The sequence below is a fragment of the Amycolatopsis sp. NPDC059027 genome (assembly GCF_042739735.1).
Lineage (GTDB): Bacteria > Actinomycetota > Actinomycetes > Mycobacteriales > Pseudonocardiaceae > Amycolatopsis.
Window position 1 is genome coordinate 164815 of record NZ_JBHYIK010000008.1, and the last position, 17523, is coordinate 182337.

General features: G+C 70.5%; 15 protein-coding genes and 1 pseudogene. 7 read left to right on the forward strand and 9 right to left on the reverse strand.

Features of this window, described 5'->3' with window-relative positions; translation table 11 throughout:
* Positions 1 to 102 precede the first annotated feature (102 nt).
* On the forward strand, positions 103 to 1236 hold the full coding sequence (locus ACFWY9_RS08255) for a DUF6801 domain-containing protein (RefSeq protein ID WP_378338491.1): 1134 nt from the start codon (positions 103 to 105) through the stop codon (positions 1234 to 1236).
* Here ACFWY9_RS08255 and ACFWY9_RS08260 read toward each other — a convergent pair.
* From ACFWY9_RS08260 to ACFWY9_RS08270, 3 genes are all read right to left on the reverse strand, one after another.
* A complete protein-coding gene (locus ACFWY9_RS08260; protein ID WP_378330954.1) occupies positions 1226 to 2023 on the reverse strand; it encodes a trypsin-like serine peptidase in 798 nt (265 codons plus the stop codon). The genes ACFWY9_RS08255 and ACFWY9_RS08260 overlap by 11 nt on opposite strands.
* A 125-nt stretch (positions 2024 to 2148) precedes the next feature.
* A complete protein-coding gene (locus ACFWY9_RS08265; RefSeq protein ID WP_378338492.1) occupies positions 2149 to 3177 on the reverse strand; it encodes a sensor histidine kinase in 1029 nt (342 codons plus the stop codon).
* A gap of 17 nt (positions 3178 to 3194) precedes the next feature.
* Positions 3195 to 3854 (reverse strand): response regulator transcription factor, encoded by a 660-nt coding sequence (locus ACFWY9_RS08270; RefSeq protein ID WP_378330952.1) that lies wholly within the window; start codon positions 3852 to 3854, stop codon positions 3195 to 3197.
* A 101-nt stretch (positions 3855 to 3955) separates the two neighbouring features.
* On the opposite strand from ACFWY9_RS08270, the pseudogene mptB reads away from it, so the two are divergent.
* Positions 3956 to 5260, forward strand: a pseudogene (mptB, locus tag ACFWY9_RS08275) (polyprenol phosphomannose-dependent alpha 1,6 mannosyltransferase MptB); the annotation flags it as partial.
* A 98-nt stretch (positions 5261 to 5358) separates the two neighbouring features.
* Here mptB and ACFWY9_RS08280 read toward each other — a convergent pair.
* The gene (locus ACFWY9_RS08280; protein ID WP_378338493.1) at positions 5359 to 6345 is read right to left on the reverse strand and encodes a DMT family transporter; all 987 of its coding nucleotides are present in this window, start codon (positions 6343 to 6345) and stop codon (positions 5359 to 5361) included.
* Positions 6346 to 6455: 110 nt separating this feature from the next.
* Here ACFWY9_RS08280 and ACFWY9_RS08285 point away from each other — a divergent pair, with 110 nt between their 5' ends.
* The 3 genes from ACFWY9_RS08285 (at position 6456) to ACFWY9_RS08295 (ending at position 10531) form a co-directional block, all read left to right on the forward strand.
* Positions 6456 to 7328: a LysR family transcriptional regulator gene (locus tag ACFWY9_RS08285; RefSeq protein WP_378338494.1), complete on the forward strand. Its 873-nt coding sequence runs from the start codon at positions 6456 to 6458 to the stop codon at positions 7326 to 7328.
* A 70-nt stretch (positions 7329 to 7398) separates the two neighbouring features.
* Positions 7399 to 8181: an alpha/beta fold hydrolase gene (locus ACFWY9_RS08290; protein ID WP_378330949.1), complete on the forward strand. Its 783-nt coding sequence runs from the start codon at positions 7399 to 7401 to the stop codon at positions 8179 to 8181.
* 70 nt (positions 8182 to 8251) lie between these two features.
* Positions 8252 to 10531 (forward strand): molybdopterin-dependent oxidoreductase, encoded by a 2280-nt coding sequence (locus ACFWY9_RS08295; protein ID WP_378338495.1) that lies wholly within the window; start codon positions 8252 to 8254, stop codon positions 10529 to 10531.
* Here the strand turns inward: ACFWY9_RS08295 and ACFWY9_RS08300 are convergent, their stop codons facing one another.
* The 5 genes from ACFWY9_RS08300 to ACFWY9_RS08320 form a co-directional block, all read right to left on the reverse strand.
* Entirely contained in the window at positions 10532 to 10798 is a 267-nt protein-coding gene (locus ACFWY9_RS08300) for a hypothetical protein (protein WP_378330947.1), read from the reverse strand. It lies immediately after the preceding gene.
* 193 nt (positions 10799 to 10991) lie between these two features.
* Positions 10992 to 11954, reverse strand: a complete 963-nt coding sequence (locus ACFWY9_RS08305) for a sphingomyelin phosphodiesterase (protein WP_378338496.1) — start codon at positions 11952 to 11954, stop codon at positions 10992 to 10994.
* A gap of 22 nt (positions 11955 to 11976) precedes the next feature.
* Entirely contained in the window at positions 11977 to 13998 is a 2022-nt protein-coding gene (locus ACFWY9_RS08310; RefSeq protein WP_378338497.1) for a neutral/alkaline ceramidase, read from the reverse strand.
* 109 nt (positions 13999 to 14107) lie between these two features.
* Positions 14108 to 15079, reverse strand: a complete 972-nt coding sequence (locus ACFWY9_RS08315) for a hypothetical protein (RefSeq protein ID WP_378338498.1) — start codon at positions 15077 to 15079, stop codon at positions 14108 to 14110.
* A 32-nt stretch (positions 15080 to 15111) separates the two neighbouring features.
* Complete coding sequence (locus tag ACFWY9_RS08320) at positions 15112 to 16050, reverse strand: LysR substrate-binding domain-containing protein (RefSeq protein ID WP_378330943.1); 939 nt, start codon at positions 16048 to 16050, stop codon at positions 15112 to 15114.
* Positions 16051 to 16152: 102 nt separating this feature from the next.
* Here ACFWY9_RS08320 and ACFWY9_RS08325 point away from each other — a divergent pair, with 102 nt between their 5' ends.
* On the forward strand, positions 16153 to 16986 hold the full coding sequence (locus tag ACFWY9_RS08325; RefSeq protein WP_378338499.1) for an aldo/keto reductase: 834 nt from the start codon (positions 16153 to 16155) through the stop codon (positions 16984 to 16986).
* 200 nt (positions 16987 to 17186) lie between these two features.
* Positions 17187 to 17426: an antitoxin gene (locus ACFWY9_RS08330; RefSeq protein WP_378330941.1), complete on the forward strand. Its 240-nt coding sequence runs from the start codon at positions 17187 to 17189 to the stop codon at positions 17424 to 17426.
* Positions 17427 to 17523 lie beyond the last annotated feature (97 nt).

Consider the following 17523-nt stretch of genomic DNA (forward strand, 5'->3'; position numbering starts at 1 on the left):
CCCCACAGCGAGTTCTCCCCCCCCCCCAAATCCGTGCCCTGGGCGGGGCGCCCCCCCCCCCCGCGGGGGGGGGCCCCCGGCGCCGTGCACCGGAAGGCGATCATGCCCCTTCGACTCTCCGTCCGGGCGCTGCTCGCGACGGGCCTCATCCTGCTGCTCACCGCCGCCGGGCTGCTGCTCGTCGCCGTCCGCGGCGCGGCCGCGTCCACCCCCGTCGACAAGAAGCTGTCGTTCACCTGCCCCTTCCCGTTGATCGGGCTGCAGAAGCTCGACGTGGAGATCAAGGCCGACTTCGACGTCCCGAAGCAACCCGGTGGCACGCTCACCACGTCCGGGCTGAATGTCGCCGTGACCGTGCCGGACAAGGCGTCGCGCGGGCTCACCCTGGTCGGCGCGGCCACCATCGAGGGCACCGCCGCGGCCGGCGTGACACTGGCCAACGGGGACGCCAAGCCGCTTCCGGTGAAGATTCCCCTGAACGTGGCCAAGACCTCGATTCCGCCGAACGGGACGTTCACCACGCAGGCGACGGGTTCGGTGCCGGCCATCAAACTCGCGAACGCCGGAAAGACGACGTTGACGATCGGCGATTTCACCACCCGGCTGACGCCGAAGAAGACCGACGGCTCGTTCACCGGGATCGGGTCCTTCACTTCGGACTGCACGCTCGACCCCGGCCAGGATCCGGTGCTGCTGTCGTTCGACCTCAGCAACTCGACGACCACCGCGTACGACTACGCGGTCACCGGCAAGACAACGATCAAGGCACTCGGGGCCACCGCGCCCGTCACCGGCGGATTCGGCTTCACCGGCAACTCGGCCGAGCAGACGTTCAGCGGCGGTCCCGCGCTGGACAAGGCCCACGCGGAGTTCCGCCTGTTCGGGTTCCTGCCGGGGGCGGCCGATCTGGTCTTCACCTCCGCCGGCCCGCAGACCGGGGAACTGACGGCCACCGGGTTCACCGCGCACAGCCGCTTCGATCTCGCCCTGCCGCTGGTCACGTTCTTCGGGATGCCGGTCAGTGGCGGGCCGGACTGCAAGACCTCGAGCCCGGCGACGGCGGAGCTGCGCACGGGCGAGGGATTCGCGATGGCCTCCGGTGGCACGCTCGGCGGCACCTACACGCTGCCGCCGCTGACCGGCTGTGGCGCGTTCACCGGTTACCTGAGTTCGTTCGTGCAGGGCGACGGCAACACGTTCGACCTGACGCTGACGCCCCGCGCGCTCAACCGGTGACGGTCGAGAACAGGTTCCGGATGTCCGTGTCGAAGTAGGCGCTGTAGGACACGTCCGGGGTGGCGCCGCCCAGCTGGTACCCGCCGATCACGCCGACGACCGTGCCGAGCCCGGTCGCCGGGTCCGCCCCGGTCACCCACGGCCCGCCGCTGGTGCCGTCGGGGAAGCCGGGACATTCGACGCGCTGCTGGAAGGGGCCGGACTGGGTGGTGGTGTTCCGGCAGGTCACCGGTGAGTCGGTGGTGTCGGGATAGCCGGTGAGCGTGACCGTGTTGGTGAAGCCGCGGCCGGCGCCCAGCGTGTTCGCGCCGGTAACGCTTTCGATCGCGCGGGCGTCGCCGGCCCGGTGGACGGTCAGGAACGCGAAGTCGAGATCGGCGTCTGCCGAGGCGGCCCACCCGCTCGCCACGAAGACGCCGGTGACCTGCCACTGGCCGTACGGCGCGATGCCGTCGTGGTAGCCGGGCGCGAACGAGAGCCCGGCGCGGCCGTTGACGCAGTGCGCGGCGGTGAGCACGACGTCGCCCGCCACGCTGTGCACCACGCTCGCCGAGCAGAAGTGGCGGCCCCCGGCGAACAACGCGCCCGCCGCCGTGCTCGCGACGAGCGCCGGGGTGGCCTTCGCCGCCGTGCTCGCGACGGCCGCTGAACTCACCTTCGCCGCCGTGGCCGGGTTTCGGCTGTCGGCGGCCGAGGTGTCCGTGACCACGTCGGTGCCGCTCGCCGCGAGCACCAGGAGAGCCGAAACCAGGAGCACCGTCGCGGCGCGGAGGTTCTTGACCGTCACGTGTTCACATCACCACAGCGGCGTCCCGGCGGCATCCCGGCGCATCGGATCCACAGCCCGGTCACAGCGATTCACAGGCGGCACACGGGGATTCCCCGGAAATGGCCGAGGTGCGGGGTCCCCGGTCAGGGCAGCACCACGTCGACGCGCAGGCCGCCTTCCTCGCCGGGATCGGCGGTCACCCGCCCGTGGTGCGCGGTGGCGATCGAGTGCGCTATCGCCAGTCCGAGGCCGGCGCCGTCGCGGTGGTTCGTGCGGTCGGCGCTCACCCGGCGGAAGGGCTGGAACAGCGAGTCGACCGATTCGGCGGGTACGCGCTCGCCGGAGTTGCGCACGCTCAGCGCGGGTTCGGCGCCGACGACGACCTCGACCCAGCCGCCAGGGCGGTTGTACTTGATCGCGTTGTGCACGAGGTTGGCGATCAGCCGTTCCAGCAGCACGGGATCGCCGGGCGCGGTGCGCTCCGCCAGTTCTTCGCGCAGGGTCAGCTCGTGCTCGGCCAGCTGCTCCGCGTACCGGGTGAGGACCGACTCCACCAGCGTGTCCAGCCGCACCGGCACACTGCCGGGCAGCCCCCGGTCCGCCTCGGCCAGCACGAGCAGTCCCTCGATCAGCTGCTCGTTACGTTCGTTGACCACCAGCAGCTGCCCCGCGAGCCGCCGCACCTCGTCACCGCCGCCCGTGACGACCGCGACCTCGGCGAGTGTCCGCTGCACCGCGAGCGGGGTGCGTAGTTCGTGCGACGCGTTGGCGGCGAACCGCCGCTGTCCCTCGAAGCCGATGGACACGCGGTCGAGCATCCCGTTCACCGCGGCGGCGAGCGCGCGCACTTCGCCGTCGGTCTGGTCCAGCCGCAGGCGCTGGCCGAGGTTCCGCGGCCCCAGCTGTTCGATGGTGGCCGTGAGATCGGGCAACGGACGCAGTACCCAGGACGCCACCGGGCGGCGCAGGAGGAACAGCAGCACGACCACGGCGATCAGCGGCAGGAGCCAGCCGATCCCGCCCGCCGTGTTGTGGCAGCCGGTGTTGCGCGGGCAGAAGTCCCCGTCGACGAACGTCCCGAGCACCATCCCCAGCATCTTGCCGAGCGGATACAGCAGCGCGAGGCCGAGGACCAGGCCGCCGACGAGAACCAGTCGGACGCGGCCGCGCACGGACGCCCGTGCCCGCCTCAGGCGTCCAGACAGTAGCCCGCCCCGGGTACGGTGCGGATCACCGGCGGTGCGCCGAGCTTCTTCCGCAACGTCATCACCGTGACCCGCACCGTGTTCGTGAACGGGTCCGCGTGTTCGTCCCATGCTTTCTCCAGCAGCTCTTCCGGGCTGACGGCCCGTCCCTCGGCCCGCAGCAACACCTCCAGGACGGCGAACTCCTTGGGAGACAACGACAACGGCCGTCCGTCCCGCGACGCGAACCGCTTCGCGGGGTCGAGTTCGACGCCGGCGCGGTCGAGCACCGGCGGCAGTGCGGGGCGGGCGCGCCGGGCCAGCGCGTGCACCCGGGCGACGAGTTCGGCGAAGGCGAACGGCTTGGTGAGATAGTCGTCCGCGCCGAGGCCGAGCCCGTCGACGCGGTCGCGGATGCCCGCCGCGGCCGTGAGCATCAGCACGCGGGTCTCGCCGTCTCCGCCGGAGATCCTCCGGCAGACCTCGTCGCCGTGCACCACCGGCAGGTCACGGTCGAGCAGTACGACGTCGTACCGGTGGACCGCGACACGTTCGAGCGCGGCGTCGCCGTCGTAGCAGACGTCCACCGCCATGCCCAGGTGCCGCAATCCCTCCGTGATGGAGTCGGCCAGCATCCGCTCGTCTTCGGCCACGAGTACGCGCATCAACCGCTCTCCACGATCCACAGTAGAACGCCGGAGGGATAAAGATCCGATAAAAGCCGATCTTAACGGCCCGAGATCATCCGCCGACTAGACCTGGCCGCATGATCTTCGTCGGAAAGAGCACGGCTGTCCTGGGGCTGGGCGGATCCGCGCTGGTTTCACTCGGTGCGTTCGGGGCGGGTGCGACACTGCGGCACGATCCTGTGCTGTCCGGTACCTGGCTCGGCGCCGTGCTGTCCTGGCACGGCCGGTTGCCCGCGATCGTGGTGCTGTACCTCGGCCTCGCCGTGGTACTGGCGGCCTGGGTCCGGTTAGGACATTCGGTGCGCGCGGGCCGGACGAGCTCGCGCGAGGTCGGGTGGACGGCCTGGCTGTGGTGCGTTCCGCTGCTCTGCGCGCCACCGTTGTTCAGCACCGATCTGTACACCTACCTCGCACAGGGCGCGGTGGCGCACGCCGGTCTCGACCCGTACACGCACGTTCCCGCCGAACTTCCCAGCGCGATCACCGACAACGCCGCCGGTGGGTGGATGTACATTCCGTCGCCGTACGGGCCGCTGCAGGTCTTGATCGTGAAAAGCGTACTCGCCGTGACCGGGCAGAACGTGCTCCTCGGTGCCTTTCTGACCCGGCTCGCGATGGTGGCCGGGCTGGCGTTGCTCTGTTTCGCCTTGCCCGTCCTGTGCCGTCATCTCGGCAACCGCCCGGAACGCGCACTGTGGATGACGGTGGCGAATCCGTTGATGGTGTTGTGTGTGGTGTCAGGCGGGCACAACGACCTCCTGATGGTCGGACTGCTCGCGGCGGGCACGGCGCTCGTGCTCACCCGTGCGCCGGGAGCAGGGTTCGCGTTGGTCGCGCTGGCCGCCGCGGTGAAGGCTCCCGCGGCTGTGGCGTTGCCGTTCCTGGTGTGGGTGTGGGCGGCGCGGCGATCGGGCGGGCGGGTTTCGGTGCGCGGCTATTTCTTCGTGTTCGCGGCTTCGGTGTCCATTGTGGTCGTCACGTTCGGATTGTGCACCGTCGTCGCCGGGGTCGATCTCGGCTGGATCCGCGCTCTCGGCGGGAACTCGGTGCTGGAACCGTGGATGTCGCTCTCGACCTCGGCAGGGAAGCTAGCCGGGCTGGTGCTGCCCGGCTCCGCCGGTGCCGTCGCGGCGTGCCGGGCGGCGGGCTGGGTCGTCCTCGCCGGGCTGGTGACGTGGTTGTGGTGGCGTTCGCGGGCGGGCGGTGGCGCGGGGGTCCGGGGGGCCGCGGCGGCGCTGCTGGCTTCGGTGGTGCTGGCACCGGTGGCGTTGCCGTGGTACTTCACCTGGCCGCTGGTGCTGGGAGCGGCGGCCGCGTGGCCGGTTTCGCGTGTCGCGGTCGCGGCCGCCTTGTCGACGTTCCTTGTCGTGAGCACTTACCCCGACGGGAAAACCCAGATGCCGCTGTGGGGATACGCGGTGCTGGCGGTGGTTTCGGCCGGGGTCGGCGTGTTGACCGCGCGAGGGACGGGGATCCGGCTTCAGCGTCCACCCTGGCGCGTCCTGGCCAGGCTCGTGCCGTCCTTTGTGGACTCAGGTGCGGTGGAAGGGCGTTCGGGTACCGTCTCCGCACGGCGCGTGCGCCGGAAGCGGGGCGCGCCCGTCTGGATCAGCGCGACAGCGACCACGACCAGGCCGATTCCGGCGAGTTCGACGGCGGTCAGCGCGGTCCCGGAGAACAGCAGGTCCAGCAGTGCGGTGACCGGGGGGACGCAGTAGAACAGGCTGGTGACCCTGGCGACCTCGCCGCGGGCGACCATGAAGTACAGCAGCGCGGCGGCGCCGACCGAGACGACCACGACCATCCAGCCGAGCGCGAGGAAGAACGCCGGACGGCCGGTCAGCTGCGGGCCGCCGGTGCAGGCCGTCGTCACCGCGAACACCACCGAGCTGAACGAGTACTGGATCGCCAGCGCCGCCCAGGTGCCCACGTTCGCGGTCCTGCCCTGGACGATGGTCCCGCCGGTGATCGCGCCCAGCGCGAGGAAGGCGAACAGCAGCCCGGTGACCGTGCCCGCCGTGTCGGTCCGGGAGGGGGCGCCGAGGGTCGAACTGACGGTCAGTGCCACGCCGGCGAGCCCGACCACCAGTCCGGTCCGGAATCGCCGGTCCCGGCCGGACCGGGTGATCAGCGTGGTGAGAATCGGCTGGGTGCCGAGAATGACGGCGATGATTCCGGCCGGTAGCCCGGCGCCGACGGCGGCGAAGAAAAAACCCTGGTAAACCGTTTGCAGGAGAATCGCCACCACGACTGTCCGCATCCATTCCGGACCGGTTCGTGGCAGCCTGTCGCGTACGAAAAACCAGACGCCCCAGCACAACGCCGCGGATCCGAGCGCGCGAAGGAGCAGAAAGGTGGGCGCCGAACTGTGGGCGAGTCCCGTTTCGACGGCGATCGGCCCGCTCGCCCACATGAGCACAAAGGCCAGCGGAGCGGCAACGACGAACGATGATTTCCTGCGCGACATCGGGCCATTCCTCGAAAACGCTCAAAAGGGGAAAGGGGACACGGACAAAACTAGCGACGTGAGCGGAGAGTCCGGAAATGCCGGTTCGCGATGGGGTATGCTCTGCGGTTATGGGGCTGGACATCCGGCATCTGGAGACGTTCCTGGCCGCCGTCGAGGAGGGCAGCATCACCGCCGCTGCCCGCAGGCTGCGGCTGGCGCAGCCCGCGGTCTCGCGCACCCTCGCCCAGCTCGAACGGCACGTCGGAGTCGCGCTGCTCGCGCGGTCCGCCCACGGCGTCACGGCGACCGCCGAAGGCGAGATCTTCCGGATCAGGGCGGCGGCCGCGCTGGCGTCGTTCACCGACGCCGTGGAGCGGCCGTTCGGGGACCCGCGGCCGCTGCGTGTCGGGCACGCGTGGTCGGCCTTCGGGGAGCACACCTCGGCCGTGCTGCGTCACTGGCGTGCCTCGCGGCCGGAACAACCGCTCGAGCTGTGCCGGTTGGACGATCCCTACGCGGGGATGGCGGGCGGCCGGATCGACGTCAGCGTGTTGCGCGGCCCGCAGCCGCGGCCTGGCTATCGCAGTGAGCTGCTCTACAGCGAGACGCGGGTGGCGGCGGTCTCGATGGAGCACAGGCTGGCCCGCCGTCGCGAACTCCGGCTCGCCGACCTCGCAGGGGAGGGCCTGATCGTGCAACGGCACTGGGGCACGACGACTCCCGAACTGTGGGACGCCGAGGCGCGGCCCGCCGTGGCCGTGGAGGTCGGTTCGGTGGACGACTGGCAGAGCAACATCGCCGCGAACAACGGCGTCGGCATCACCCCGGCGTCGAGCAGTAAGCTGCATCCGCACGCCGAGATCGTCTACGTTCCGCTGGCCGACGCGCCCCCGGTGCCGGTTTTCCTCGCGTGGGCACCGAATTCCCGGCATCCCGCGCTGGAGGACTTCATCCGCACGGCACGCGACGTCGTGCACGGCGCCCCGGAATCGCCCGGCTAGGTCCGGTGCCGACGGGCAGTCCTGCGGGCAACCGGTCCCGCGGGGCGTGCGGTGGCCTTACTGTCGCGGTATGGCGAACTCGGTCGTGTCCCGTGACGGAACGGTTCTCGGTTACGAAACGCTCGGTGCCGGGCCACCCCTGCTGCTGGTGCACGGCGCCAGCGCCGACCGCACCCGCTGGGCACCGGTGGCGGAGCGGCTGGGGCGGCGCTACACCGTGCACCGGCTCGACCGCCGGGGTCGCGGGCTGAGCACCGCCGAGGCCGGGCCGTACGACCTCCGGCGCGAGGGCGAGGACATCGCGGCGGTCGCCGAGGCGATCGGCCCCGGCACCTACGTCGTCGCGCACTCCTATGGTGCCCTGTGCACCCTGGAGGCCGCGCTGATCACCGAGTCGATCGGCCGGATCGTGCTCTACGAGCCGCCGATGCCGTCACCGGGACTGCCCGTCCTGGAATCGGGGGTGTTCGAGCGGCTCACCGCCGTCTCGGACGATCCCGGGCTGGTGCTGGAGACGTTCTTCCGTGCGGCGCTGCGGCTCCCGGAGGCCGACGTCGACGCGATGAAGGGCACTCCGATCTGGCAGGCCAGGCTCGCCGCGGCGCACACGATCACGCGTGAGCTGGGCGAGGTCCAGGCGTTCACCGCCGATGACCGCCTCGCCGGGATCCGGGTCCCGGTGCGCCTGTTCGCCGGCACCGAAAGTCCCGCGTATCTGGCCGCGGCCGCGGCGTCCGTCGCGGCGCGGATCCCCGGGGCGGACGTCGTCCCGCTGCACGGGCAGGGTCACCAGGCGATGGACCACGATCCGGACCAGTTCGTGGCGGCCGTCTTCGCTTTCGGCGCGGGCTGACCCGGCGGCGAAAACTTGATCGCGTTCCGCGGCGGCGTGGGCATAATGCGGGGGTGGAGGGAGCGACGCGATGACGATCCATCTCACCCACTGGGGCACATTCGAGGCGGAAACGGACGGGGACCGGCTCCGGTCGGTGCGGCCGTGGTCCCAGGATCCGGAACCGCCGCCGATGCTCGAGAACATCGTGGGCGTGCAGGATCACCCCGTCCGCATCACCCAGCCCCATGTGCGGCGCGGCTGGCTGGAGAACGGGCCGGGTGGCGAGGGGCGCGGTGACGACTCGTTCGTCCCGGTCTCCTGGGACAAGGCGCTCGACCTGCTGGCGGGTGAGCTGCGGCGGGTGTACGACGGCTACGGACCCGAGAGTGTGTACGGCGGTTCGTACGGCTGGGCCAGCGCGGGCCGGTTCCACCACGCGCAGAGCCAGGTGCACCGGTTCCTCAACTGCCTCGGCGGTTACGTCAGTTCGGTGAACAGCTACAGCCTCGGGGCGACCACCGTGCTGTTGCCGCACGTGGTCGGCCCGGCGTGGAAGATCATGGACGACTCGACGACGTACGAGGTGATCGCCGAGCACACCGAGCTGGTCGTCGCGTTCGGCGGGTTGTCCCCGAAGAACGCCGTCGTGGCTCCCGGCGGGGTCGGACGGCACGGGATGCGCTCGTGGGTCGGCGCCGCGCGGGCCCGTGGCTGCCGGTTCGTCTCGGTCAGTCCGCTGGAAGACGACACACATCCCGACGCCGAGGCGGAGTGGCTCGCGCCGCGCCCGGCAGGCGACGTCGCGCTGATGCTGGGCCTGGCCTATGTGCTGGACACGGAAGGCTTGGCGGACAAGGAGTTCCTCCGCCGGTACACCGTCGGATACGAACGCTTCGCGGAGTATGTGCGTGGTTCGGCCGACGGGGTGCCGAAGACCCCGGAGTGGGCCGAGGCGCTCACGGAGATCCCCGCCGCACGGATTCGCGCGCTCGCCGGCGAGATGGCTTCGTCGCGCACGATGATCACGGTGAGCTGGTCGCTGCAGCGCACCCGGTTCGGTGAACAGCCGCTGTGGCTGGGCCTGGTGCTGGCCGCGATGCTCGGGCAGATCGGCCTGCCGGGTGGCGGGTTCGGGCACGGATACGGGTCTTCGGCCGTCGCGGGCATGCCGTTCCGCGCGGTGCCGCTGCCTTCGCTGCCCCAGGGGCGCAACGGCTGCGACACGTTCATCCCGGTGGCCCGGATCGCGGACATGCTGCTGAACCCCGGCCAGGAGTACGACTACAACGGGCAGCGGCTGACCTATCCCGGCATCCGGCTGGTGTACTGGGGCGGCGGGAACCCGTTCCACCATCACCAGGACCTCGCCCGGCTGCGGCACGCGTTCACCCGGCCGGACACCGTCGTCGTGCACGATCCGTTTTGGACGGCCACGGCGCGGCACGCCGACATCGTGCTGCCTTCGACGATGTCGATCGAGCGGGATGATTTCGGTGGTGGGTATGGCGATCCGGTGTTCGTGCCGATGCGGGCGCTGACGCGGCCGAACGCCCAGGCGCGCGACGACTACCAGGTGTTCGCCGATCTCGCGGCGCGGCTCGGGGTGGGGGAGGCGTTCACCGAAGGGCGGACTTCGCACGAGTGGTTGCGCCACCTCTACACAGGCTGGGCCGCCGACCGCGAACGCGAGGGGAATCCGGTGCCGTCGTTCGACGAGTTCTGGGCGAGCGAGGACGTGCTGGAACTGCCGGTGCATCCGAGGGAGCACGTCTCGCTGGCCGAGTTCCGCGCGGACCCGGACCGGAACCCGCTGCGCACCCCGAGCGGGCGGATCGAGATCTTCTCCGAGACGATCGACGGGTTCGGTTATCCGGATTGCCCAGGACATCCGGTATGGCGGGAACCCGAGGAGTGGCTCGGCGGCGAGCAGGCGAAGGCTCACCCACTGCACCTGATCGCGAACCAGCCGAAGACGCGATTGCACAGCCAGCTGGACCACGGCCCGCACAGCCAGGGGGCCAAGGTCGGCGGCAGGGAGCCGGTGCGGCTGCATCCGGCCGACGCGGCCGCGCGCGGGCTGGCCGAGGGTGATGTGGTGCGGATCTTCAACGACCGCGGCAGCTGTCTCGCCGGGCTGGTGACCAGCACGGCCGTGCGCCGCGGTGTCGCGCAGCTGTCGACCGGGGCCTGGTACGACCCCGATCCGGCCGACCCGTCCGTCTGCCGCCACGGTAACCCGAATGTGCTGACCGCCGACCGTCCGACGTCCTCGCTGGCCCAGGGCTCTTCGGGACAGCACGCGCTGGTCGAGGTCGAGCGTTGTGCGGGGACGCCGCCGGAGGTGAACGCGCACCGGCCGCCGGTGTGACTACCGGCCCTCGCGCGCCCGCTCGCGGCGTTCCGCCACGTTCATCCAGGACGCCACGGCGATGAAGATCAGCGCGACGAACAGCACGATCGTGCCCGGCCACGACATGCGCACCGCCCAGGCCAGCCCGACCGCCACGATCAACAGCGCCCAGCCCGCCCACAGCCAGCGGGGAACGCGACGGCCGGTGGAGAACACAGTCAGGAGCACCGCGCCGGGCACCCCGGCAAGGAGGAACCGCCAGTACTCGCCGAGCACACTCAGCATCGCGCGTCCTCCTCACCACGGGGACAGGCCGGTCTTATGTCATTACCGGATGACGCGGCGCGGGACAAGCTGCGCGAGGGTGAACCTGGGAGAGGTGCTGAAGGACGCTTTAAGTGCGTTGGCCGCACTGAAGGACGCCTTCAGTGCATTGAGTGCACCGAAGGCGTCCTTCAGCACTCCGGGCCCGACGACGTCAGTAGCGGACCGAGGTGCGTACCGGATAGTGATCGGACGGAAGCGTTCCGTCGCCATAGGACACCATCGAGACCGCGCCGACGTCCGCGAGCGGGCGTCCGCCGCCACGCAGCGCGCCGACGTAGTCCAGTGAGTCGCGGTAGGACGCGGGGACGGACTTGGCCGCGTTCGGGTTGGTGGCCGCGTCGAAGGTGTACTTCCCGGCGGGGGCGGTCCGCAGGACACCGTCGAGAGCCGCTTCGCCCTGCTGGGACTGGGCGCGGCCGAGGCCGTCCTTCCGGCCCTGCCCCGCCCAGTACTCGATGTTGAGGTCCCCGGCGATCGCGACCGGCTCCGTGGCCGGCGCGTACTTCGCGACCAGGCCGTGGATCTCGCCGAGCTGGGCCATCCGGATTTCGTGGGCCTTGGGCAGGGTGTCCGGCGCTTCGTCGGCCTGCAGATGGGTGCCGGTGAGCCACAGCGGCCTGCCGTGCGCGAGGATCCGGACCAGCGCGGCACCCTTGTTCGCGTAGTAGTCGGCGGTGCCCTGGTACGAGTTCCGGAACACCAGCTGGTGGCTTTCGGTGATCGGCCACTTGGACAGGACTGTCGCCCCGCCGTTGACCACGACCGGCGAGTTCGAGCAGTTACCGTCCACAGTGGACCAGCCGGGCGCAGTCGAGCAGTACTGGCCCACCAGCGGGGTCTGGTACGGCCAGGCGTCGGCCAGCCGCTTGCGCAGCGACTCGGCCTGCGCGCTGAACGCCTCCTCCAGCACGACCACGTCGGTGCCGTTCGCGCGGATCACCTTTTCGGCGGCCTGTGCGCGGGCTTCCTTGTCGGCCGTGTTCGGACTGGCGATCCACGGCAGCTGCCAGAGATTGAAGCTCAGCACCGAAACCGAGGCCGTCGACGCCGCGTGGGCGGGTGTCGCGGTCAGCAGGGTGGCGACGAGCGTGGCGAGCGTGGCGAGTTTCCGCACGGGACATCCTTTCGCTGGCGAGTCAGGAAACCACGAAGGCCCGGGAGGTTCCGGAGAACGCGGTGATCCGCCCGTTCCAGCCGTTCTTCCAGTTCCCGAAGTGCACCACGCGGTATTTGCCGATCGGGGTGTTCGCGGGGATGTCCCAGGTAACGGTGGCTTGCGATTCGGCGACGAACTTCCGCGCCCAGTGGTACTTCGTGGCCCAGTCGCCGTCGTCGGCGTGGCGGACCCACTTCCCGTCGGCGAACCGCTGGATCTCCAGGAACGTCGAGCCGTGGCGGAGATCGTTCTTCGGATGCCCCGTCACGAACGTGACGCTGACCTGCTCGCCGCGCCGGTAGCTGGGTTTCGCCTCGGTGACGACGTCGCCGAAGTTCTTGAGCGCCGGGGCGCTGTCGAACACGACACCCGGCTGGAAGTTGACGAGCTTGCCGCGCAGGTCGCGGGGGACCGGCCCGTGCGGCACCGCCGTGCCTGCCTTCATCGCGGCCGCGAGCTTCGCGAACTCCTGCTGGTAGGCGGGCAGCGTGTACCGGCCGAAGAGGGTCGACGCGCCTTCGTACTGCTGGGAGTCGTACTCCTCGGGCGTCGTGACGTACTGGCTGTAGGCATTGGCGTAACCCTGCATCAGCACGTTTTCCAGCGGCACGCCGAGTTCGGCGGCGACGGTGCGCCGGATCCGCAGGCCCGCGACGATCGTGTACTCGGCGGGCCCGGCCACCAGATGCAACTGTCCTATTCGGACGATCTGCAGCGGGAGGACCTCCGGTGCCCACGGATACGGCTGCATGGCGCCGAACGGCACGGCGATCACCTTGGGCGCCTGCGCGTCGGCGAGCGCGCGCGGGATGGGCGCGTCGATCCCGCCGAGCCAGTCGATGAAGGGGTTCTTCACGCCCTCGGGCAGGGGAAGGCCCGGTCCGTCCTCGGTGCTGCCCGCGAGCATCGACACTCCGATCGCCGCGGTGCAGGTCCGCTGCGGACGTCCGTTCGGCGTGTACTTCGCGTCGACGGCGAGGTCGGACATGTCGACGTAGCACATCCGATGATCGACGCCGCCGACAACGTCTTCGCCCGCCCCGTCGAACGCGCGTTTCGCGGCTTGGAACTGGAGTTCGCCGATGCGCCGGGTGTTCTCGAACTCCGTGTCCGCCGTACCTGGCTTGAGATTCAGGTTCGGCGTCATGTCACCGGAGTTGGTCTGCGCGAACGCGGCGACGAAACCCGGGTCGCCGTCGAGGTAGCGGATTCCGGCGTGGTCGTGCTCCCAGGTGTAGGCCGCGTATCCCTTGTTGTCGCTGCTGATCAGATGATTGCCGTTGCTCATCGACGTCCCGTGGGTGGCGAACCAGGTGATCGCGCCGACGTCGGTGCCGCCGCGCCGGAAGCGGAGCACGGTAACCGCCGGGTCGATGGACAGCGGGAAATGGTCCTTGTCCGCCTTCGGGTTCAGCTCGAACGCGGTGCGGGAGCGGTTCGCGCTGGCGTCGGTCAGCTCGGTGCGGCCGAGGCTGATCGACCCCGGCGCGAGATCCGCGTGCGCCTGGCTGATCGCCGCCACGATCCCGTCGACGACGGCGTCGTACACCTGCTCCTGAAACCCGAGGATCGACAGGTCGTAGGCCGCGTAGTGCGAGTCGCCGCCGCAGGCGGAATGCGTGTGCGTGGCGTTGAGCAGGACGTTCCGCTCGGTGTAGAGATCCCCGAACTTCGCGGCGAGCTTCCGCAGCACGTCCTGGTGCACGGACTGGAACAGCGCGCCGAGTTCCGCGGTGACGAACGCGATCCGGCGCGGGCCGCCGGCGATCACGAACGCCCGCGCGCGGGTGCGCAGGTGGATGCCCGCGGTCTGCTGCTGCGGCATCGAGTAGCCCATCATGCCGTTCTCCGCGGCGGGCCCGGTGACATCGGCGATGCCGGCACCGACGAGGAAACCGCCGCCCGGTTCAGCCGAAGCGGACGCGGCCGTCGCACCGAGGAAGCCGGTGGCGAGCGGGAGCGCGGCGGCCCCGGCCAAGACGTGTCGACGACTCACCGGCATCGGTGACTCCTCCCGCTAACGTGAAGCGCTTTCGCATTTGCCGGGACCGTACGTGATCGCCTTCACCCTGGCAACCCGCGAACGTCGGTCCGGGGGAGGTGCTCGCCGATCAGGCGGGTGCGGCGATCCGCCACAAGGCGGTCGGCGTTTCGCCGTCGCCCTCGCGGGATTCGAACGCGAGCCAGCGGCCGTCCGGCGACCAGCTCGGCGCCCCGCTGTACCAGGTGGGCGCGTGCGTGACCTGGACCGCCGCGCCGCCGTCGGCCGGGATCACGAACAGCTGAGCGTGCGCGAGCCCGCCACGGTCGGAGGAGAACACGATCCTGCTGCCGTCCGGCGACCAGCTCGCGTCGGTGTCCTCGCCCGCGCCGGAGGTCACCGCCCGCGACGGGCCGCCGTCAGGGGTGATCGTGCGCAGCTTCCAGTCGCCGGTCGCGCCGCGCGTCTGGAACACGATCCGGTCACCACGCGGGGACCAGTTCGGCTGGCGGTTGTCCGTGCCGGTGCCGGGCCCGTCGACCAGCCGGGTCAGCCCACCGCCGTCCCGCCGGACCTTCCAGATGCTGCCGAGCGCGCCCGGCCCGCTCTGGTCGAGGTTCTCCTGGAAGACGATCCACTGGCCGTCGGGCGAGAAGCTTGGCTCGGTGAACCCGCGCGGGCCGGTGTGCGCGGTGACCTGCTTCCGCCCGCCGCCGTCCGGCCGGATCGTCCAGATCTCGTCGAGATCGGTGCCGTCGAAGGAAAACGTGATCAGCCCGGCCGCCGCGTTCCAGCTGGAGCCGGGCAGGTTGACCGCGCTCTGGTCGCCCTGCTGGAACAACTGCCGCGGGATACCGCCGGGGGCGAACCCGAGCAGTTCGAGCGCCGCGGGCCCGGCGTTGTAGCCCCGCGGGAACTGGGTGAACACGACCGTCGCGCCGTCGGGGGAGAACGCGGCGTTCTGCGCGCTGGCCGGGCCGGTGGGCCGGTACAGCAGTTCTGCGCCGTCCGGCCGGGTCGTCGACGGGGCGGCGTGCGCGGGCGCGGCCGTCGCGAGCAGGAGCGCCGCGCCGCACACCATGGCTGTCGATCTCCACGTCATCGTTGTCCCCCAAGGAGTTCCGGTGTCACCGTTCATCCTCGGGCACGGGCTGTCCCGGGCGCATGGGAGCGGTGTCCCGACTTGGCGGTGGTGTCCAGGGCCGTCAGCGTCGCCTTGATCGCGGGCCGGGGGAACGCGCTGGCCCGCCAGAGCGCGAAGATCCGCCGCCGCGGTGCGGGGCTCAGCGGCACGAACCGGACGCCGCGGGGCACCGGATCGCGGCCGAGGCGGGGGATGAGCGCCGCGCCCAGCCCGGCGGCGACCAGGGCGAGCTGGGTCGAATGCTCGGACGCGGTGTGCGTGATGCGTGGCTCGGCGCCGAGTTCGCGGAGCTTCGACGTCAGCCAGTCGTGGCAGATCTGCCCGGCGGCCCAGCCGATCCAGCGCTGATCACGCAGTTCGGCCGGCTTCAGGACGTCCCGATCGGCGAGTGTGTCCTGAGTGGACAGCGCGACGTCAAACGTGTCTTCGGCCAGCGGGCGGCGGGAAAGGCCGTCGGGAACCGGCAACGGCGCGTCCGGCCAGTCCTGGACGATCGCGATGTCGAGATCGCCGCGCGCGAGCGCGGGGAGGGACTCGTGCGGTTCGTGCTCGGACAGCCGGACATCGAGGTCCGGATACCGTTTTCGCAGTGCGCGCAGGGCATCGGGCAGCAGGCCGCGCGCGGCCGTGGCGAACGCGGCGATCGTCACCGCGCCGGTCACCGCGCCGCGATGCTCGGCCAGATCCGCCTCGATCAGTTCGACCTGGGTGAGCAGCCGCTCGGCGTGGTCGGCGAGCAGCGTGGCGGCGTCCGTGAGCCGGACGCCGCGGCCTTGCCGCTCCAGCAGGCGTTGCCCGATCTCGCGTTCCAGCCTGCTCAGCTGCTGGGACACCGCCGACGTGGTGACGTGCAGGGCCTCGGCGGCGCCGCGGACCGAGCCGGTGCGGGCGACGGCGTGCAGCACCCGGAGGCGTTCGAGATTCAACACATTAGCGATACTAAGCGGTCGGGGGAAGAAAGTCTCGATTGTCTTAACAGGGCCGAGGCCGCAGGGTGGACGGAGACCTCACGGCCACAAGGAGAATCTTTCGTGTCTTCAGTCGAGACCACCCTGCGCATCGGCGGCGACCTGCCCGTCCACCGGCTCGGCCTCGGTGCCATGCGCCTGCACAGCACCACGCCCGCGGTACGGGCCGCGTCGATTTCGACCGCGCGCCGCGCCGTCGAAATCGGCGTCACCTTCATCGACACGGCCGACGCCTACGAGCTGGGGCTGAACGAGGAAATGCTCGCCGAAGCCCTGCATCCGTATCCGGACGGCCTGGTGATCGCCACCAAGGGCGGGCACGCCCGGCCCGGCGGCGCGTGGGTGCCGCTCGGCCGCCCGGAATACCTGCGCCAGCAGGCCGAGCTGAGCCTGCGCCGGCTGCGCGTCGAGCGGATCGACCTGTACCAGCTGCACCGCGTCGATCCGAAGGTCCCGTTCGCCGAGCAGATCGGCGCGCTGCGGCAGCTGCGGGACGAGGGCAAGGTCCGGCACGTCGGCCTTTCCGAGGTCTCGGTGGAGCAGCTCGTCGAGGCCCAGCGCATCACCCCGATCGTCAGCGTCCAGAATCGGTACAACCTCACCGATCGCGCGTCGGAAGCCGTGCTGGAACACTGCGAAGCGCATGGGATCGCGTTCATCCCGTGGCTGCCGATCAAACCCAGCGTCACCTCCGACGGCCCGCTGGCCGAGATCGCCGCCCGGCTGGGCGCGACCCCGGCGCAGGTGGCGCTCGCCTGGTTGCTGCGTCGTTCGCCGGTGCTGCTGCCCATTCCCGGCACGTCGTCCACGCGGCATCTGGAGGAGAACTTCGCGGCGGCAGGTCTCGAACTATCCACAAAGGACTACTCTGGGTTGGACGCGCTGGTGCACGCCTGAGGCCCGCTGGTACGTGTGGGACTGCTGAGTCCACTGTGGATCGATGTTGTCGTTGTCGCGCCTTCACCTTTCACCCACCCCGGTAGCCCGAGTTGCGAAGTCGCCGGAGTCACCTTTGATGGAACTGTCAGCGGGTCCGCTCGGGCCCGATCCGGCCCGGGCGCACACCGGGTTTCACGGAGTGGGTGAAAGGAGTGCCGATGGGTATCGATTTCGAAGACATCAAGAACAAGGTGAGCGGCGAACACGTCGACAAGGCCGCCGACCTCGCGAAGTCCAAGTTCGGCGAGCACGCCGACAAGATCGACACGGTCGCCGAAAAGGCCAAGGGCTTCCTCGGCGGCGAATCCGGCGGGCAGCAGCAGGAATCCGGCTCCGCCGAGGGCGGTCAGGAACCGCAGCGCGGCGAGAACCCGGAAGAGGGGAATTACGGCCGCTGAGCCGCAGCGAGGTTTTGTGCGCGGCGTTCCGGAAGTCGCGCGCGAGAAGCATCGAGGGCTGTGAAGGGGTCCTTCATGGCGTCCAACGCGCTGAAGG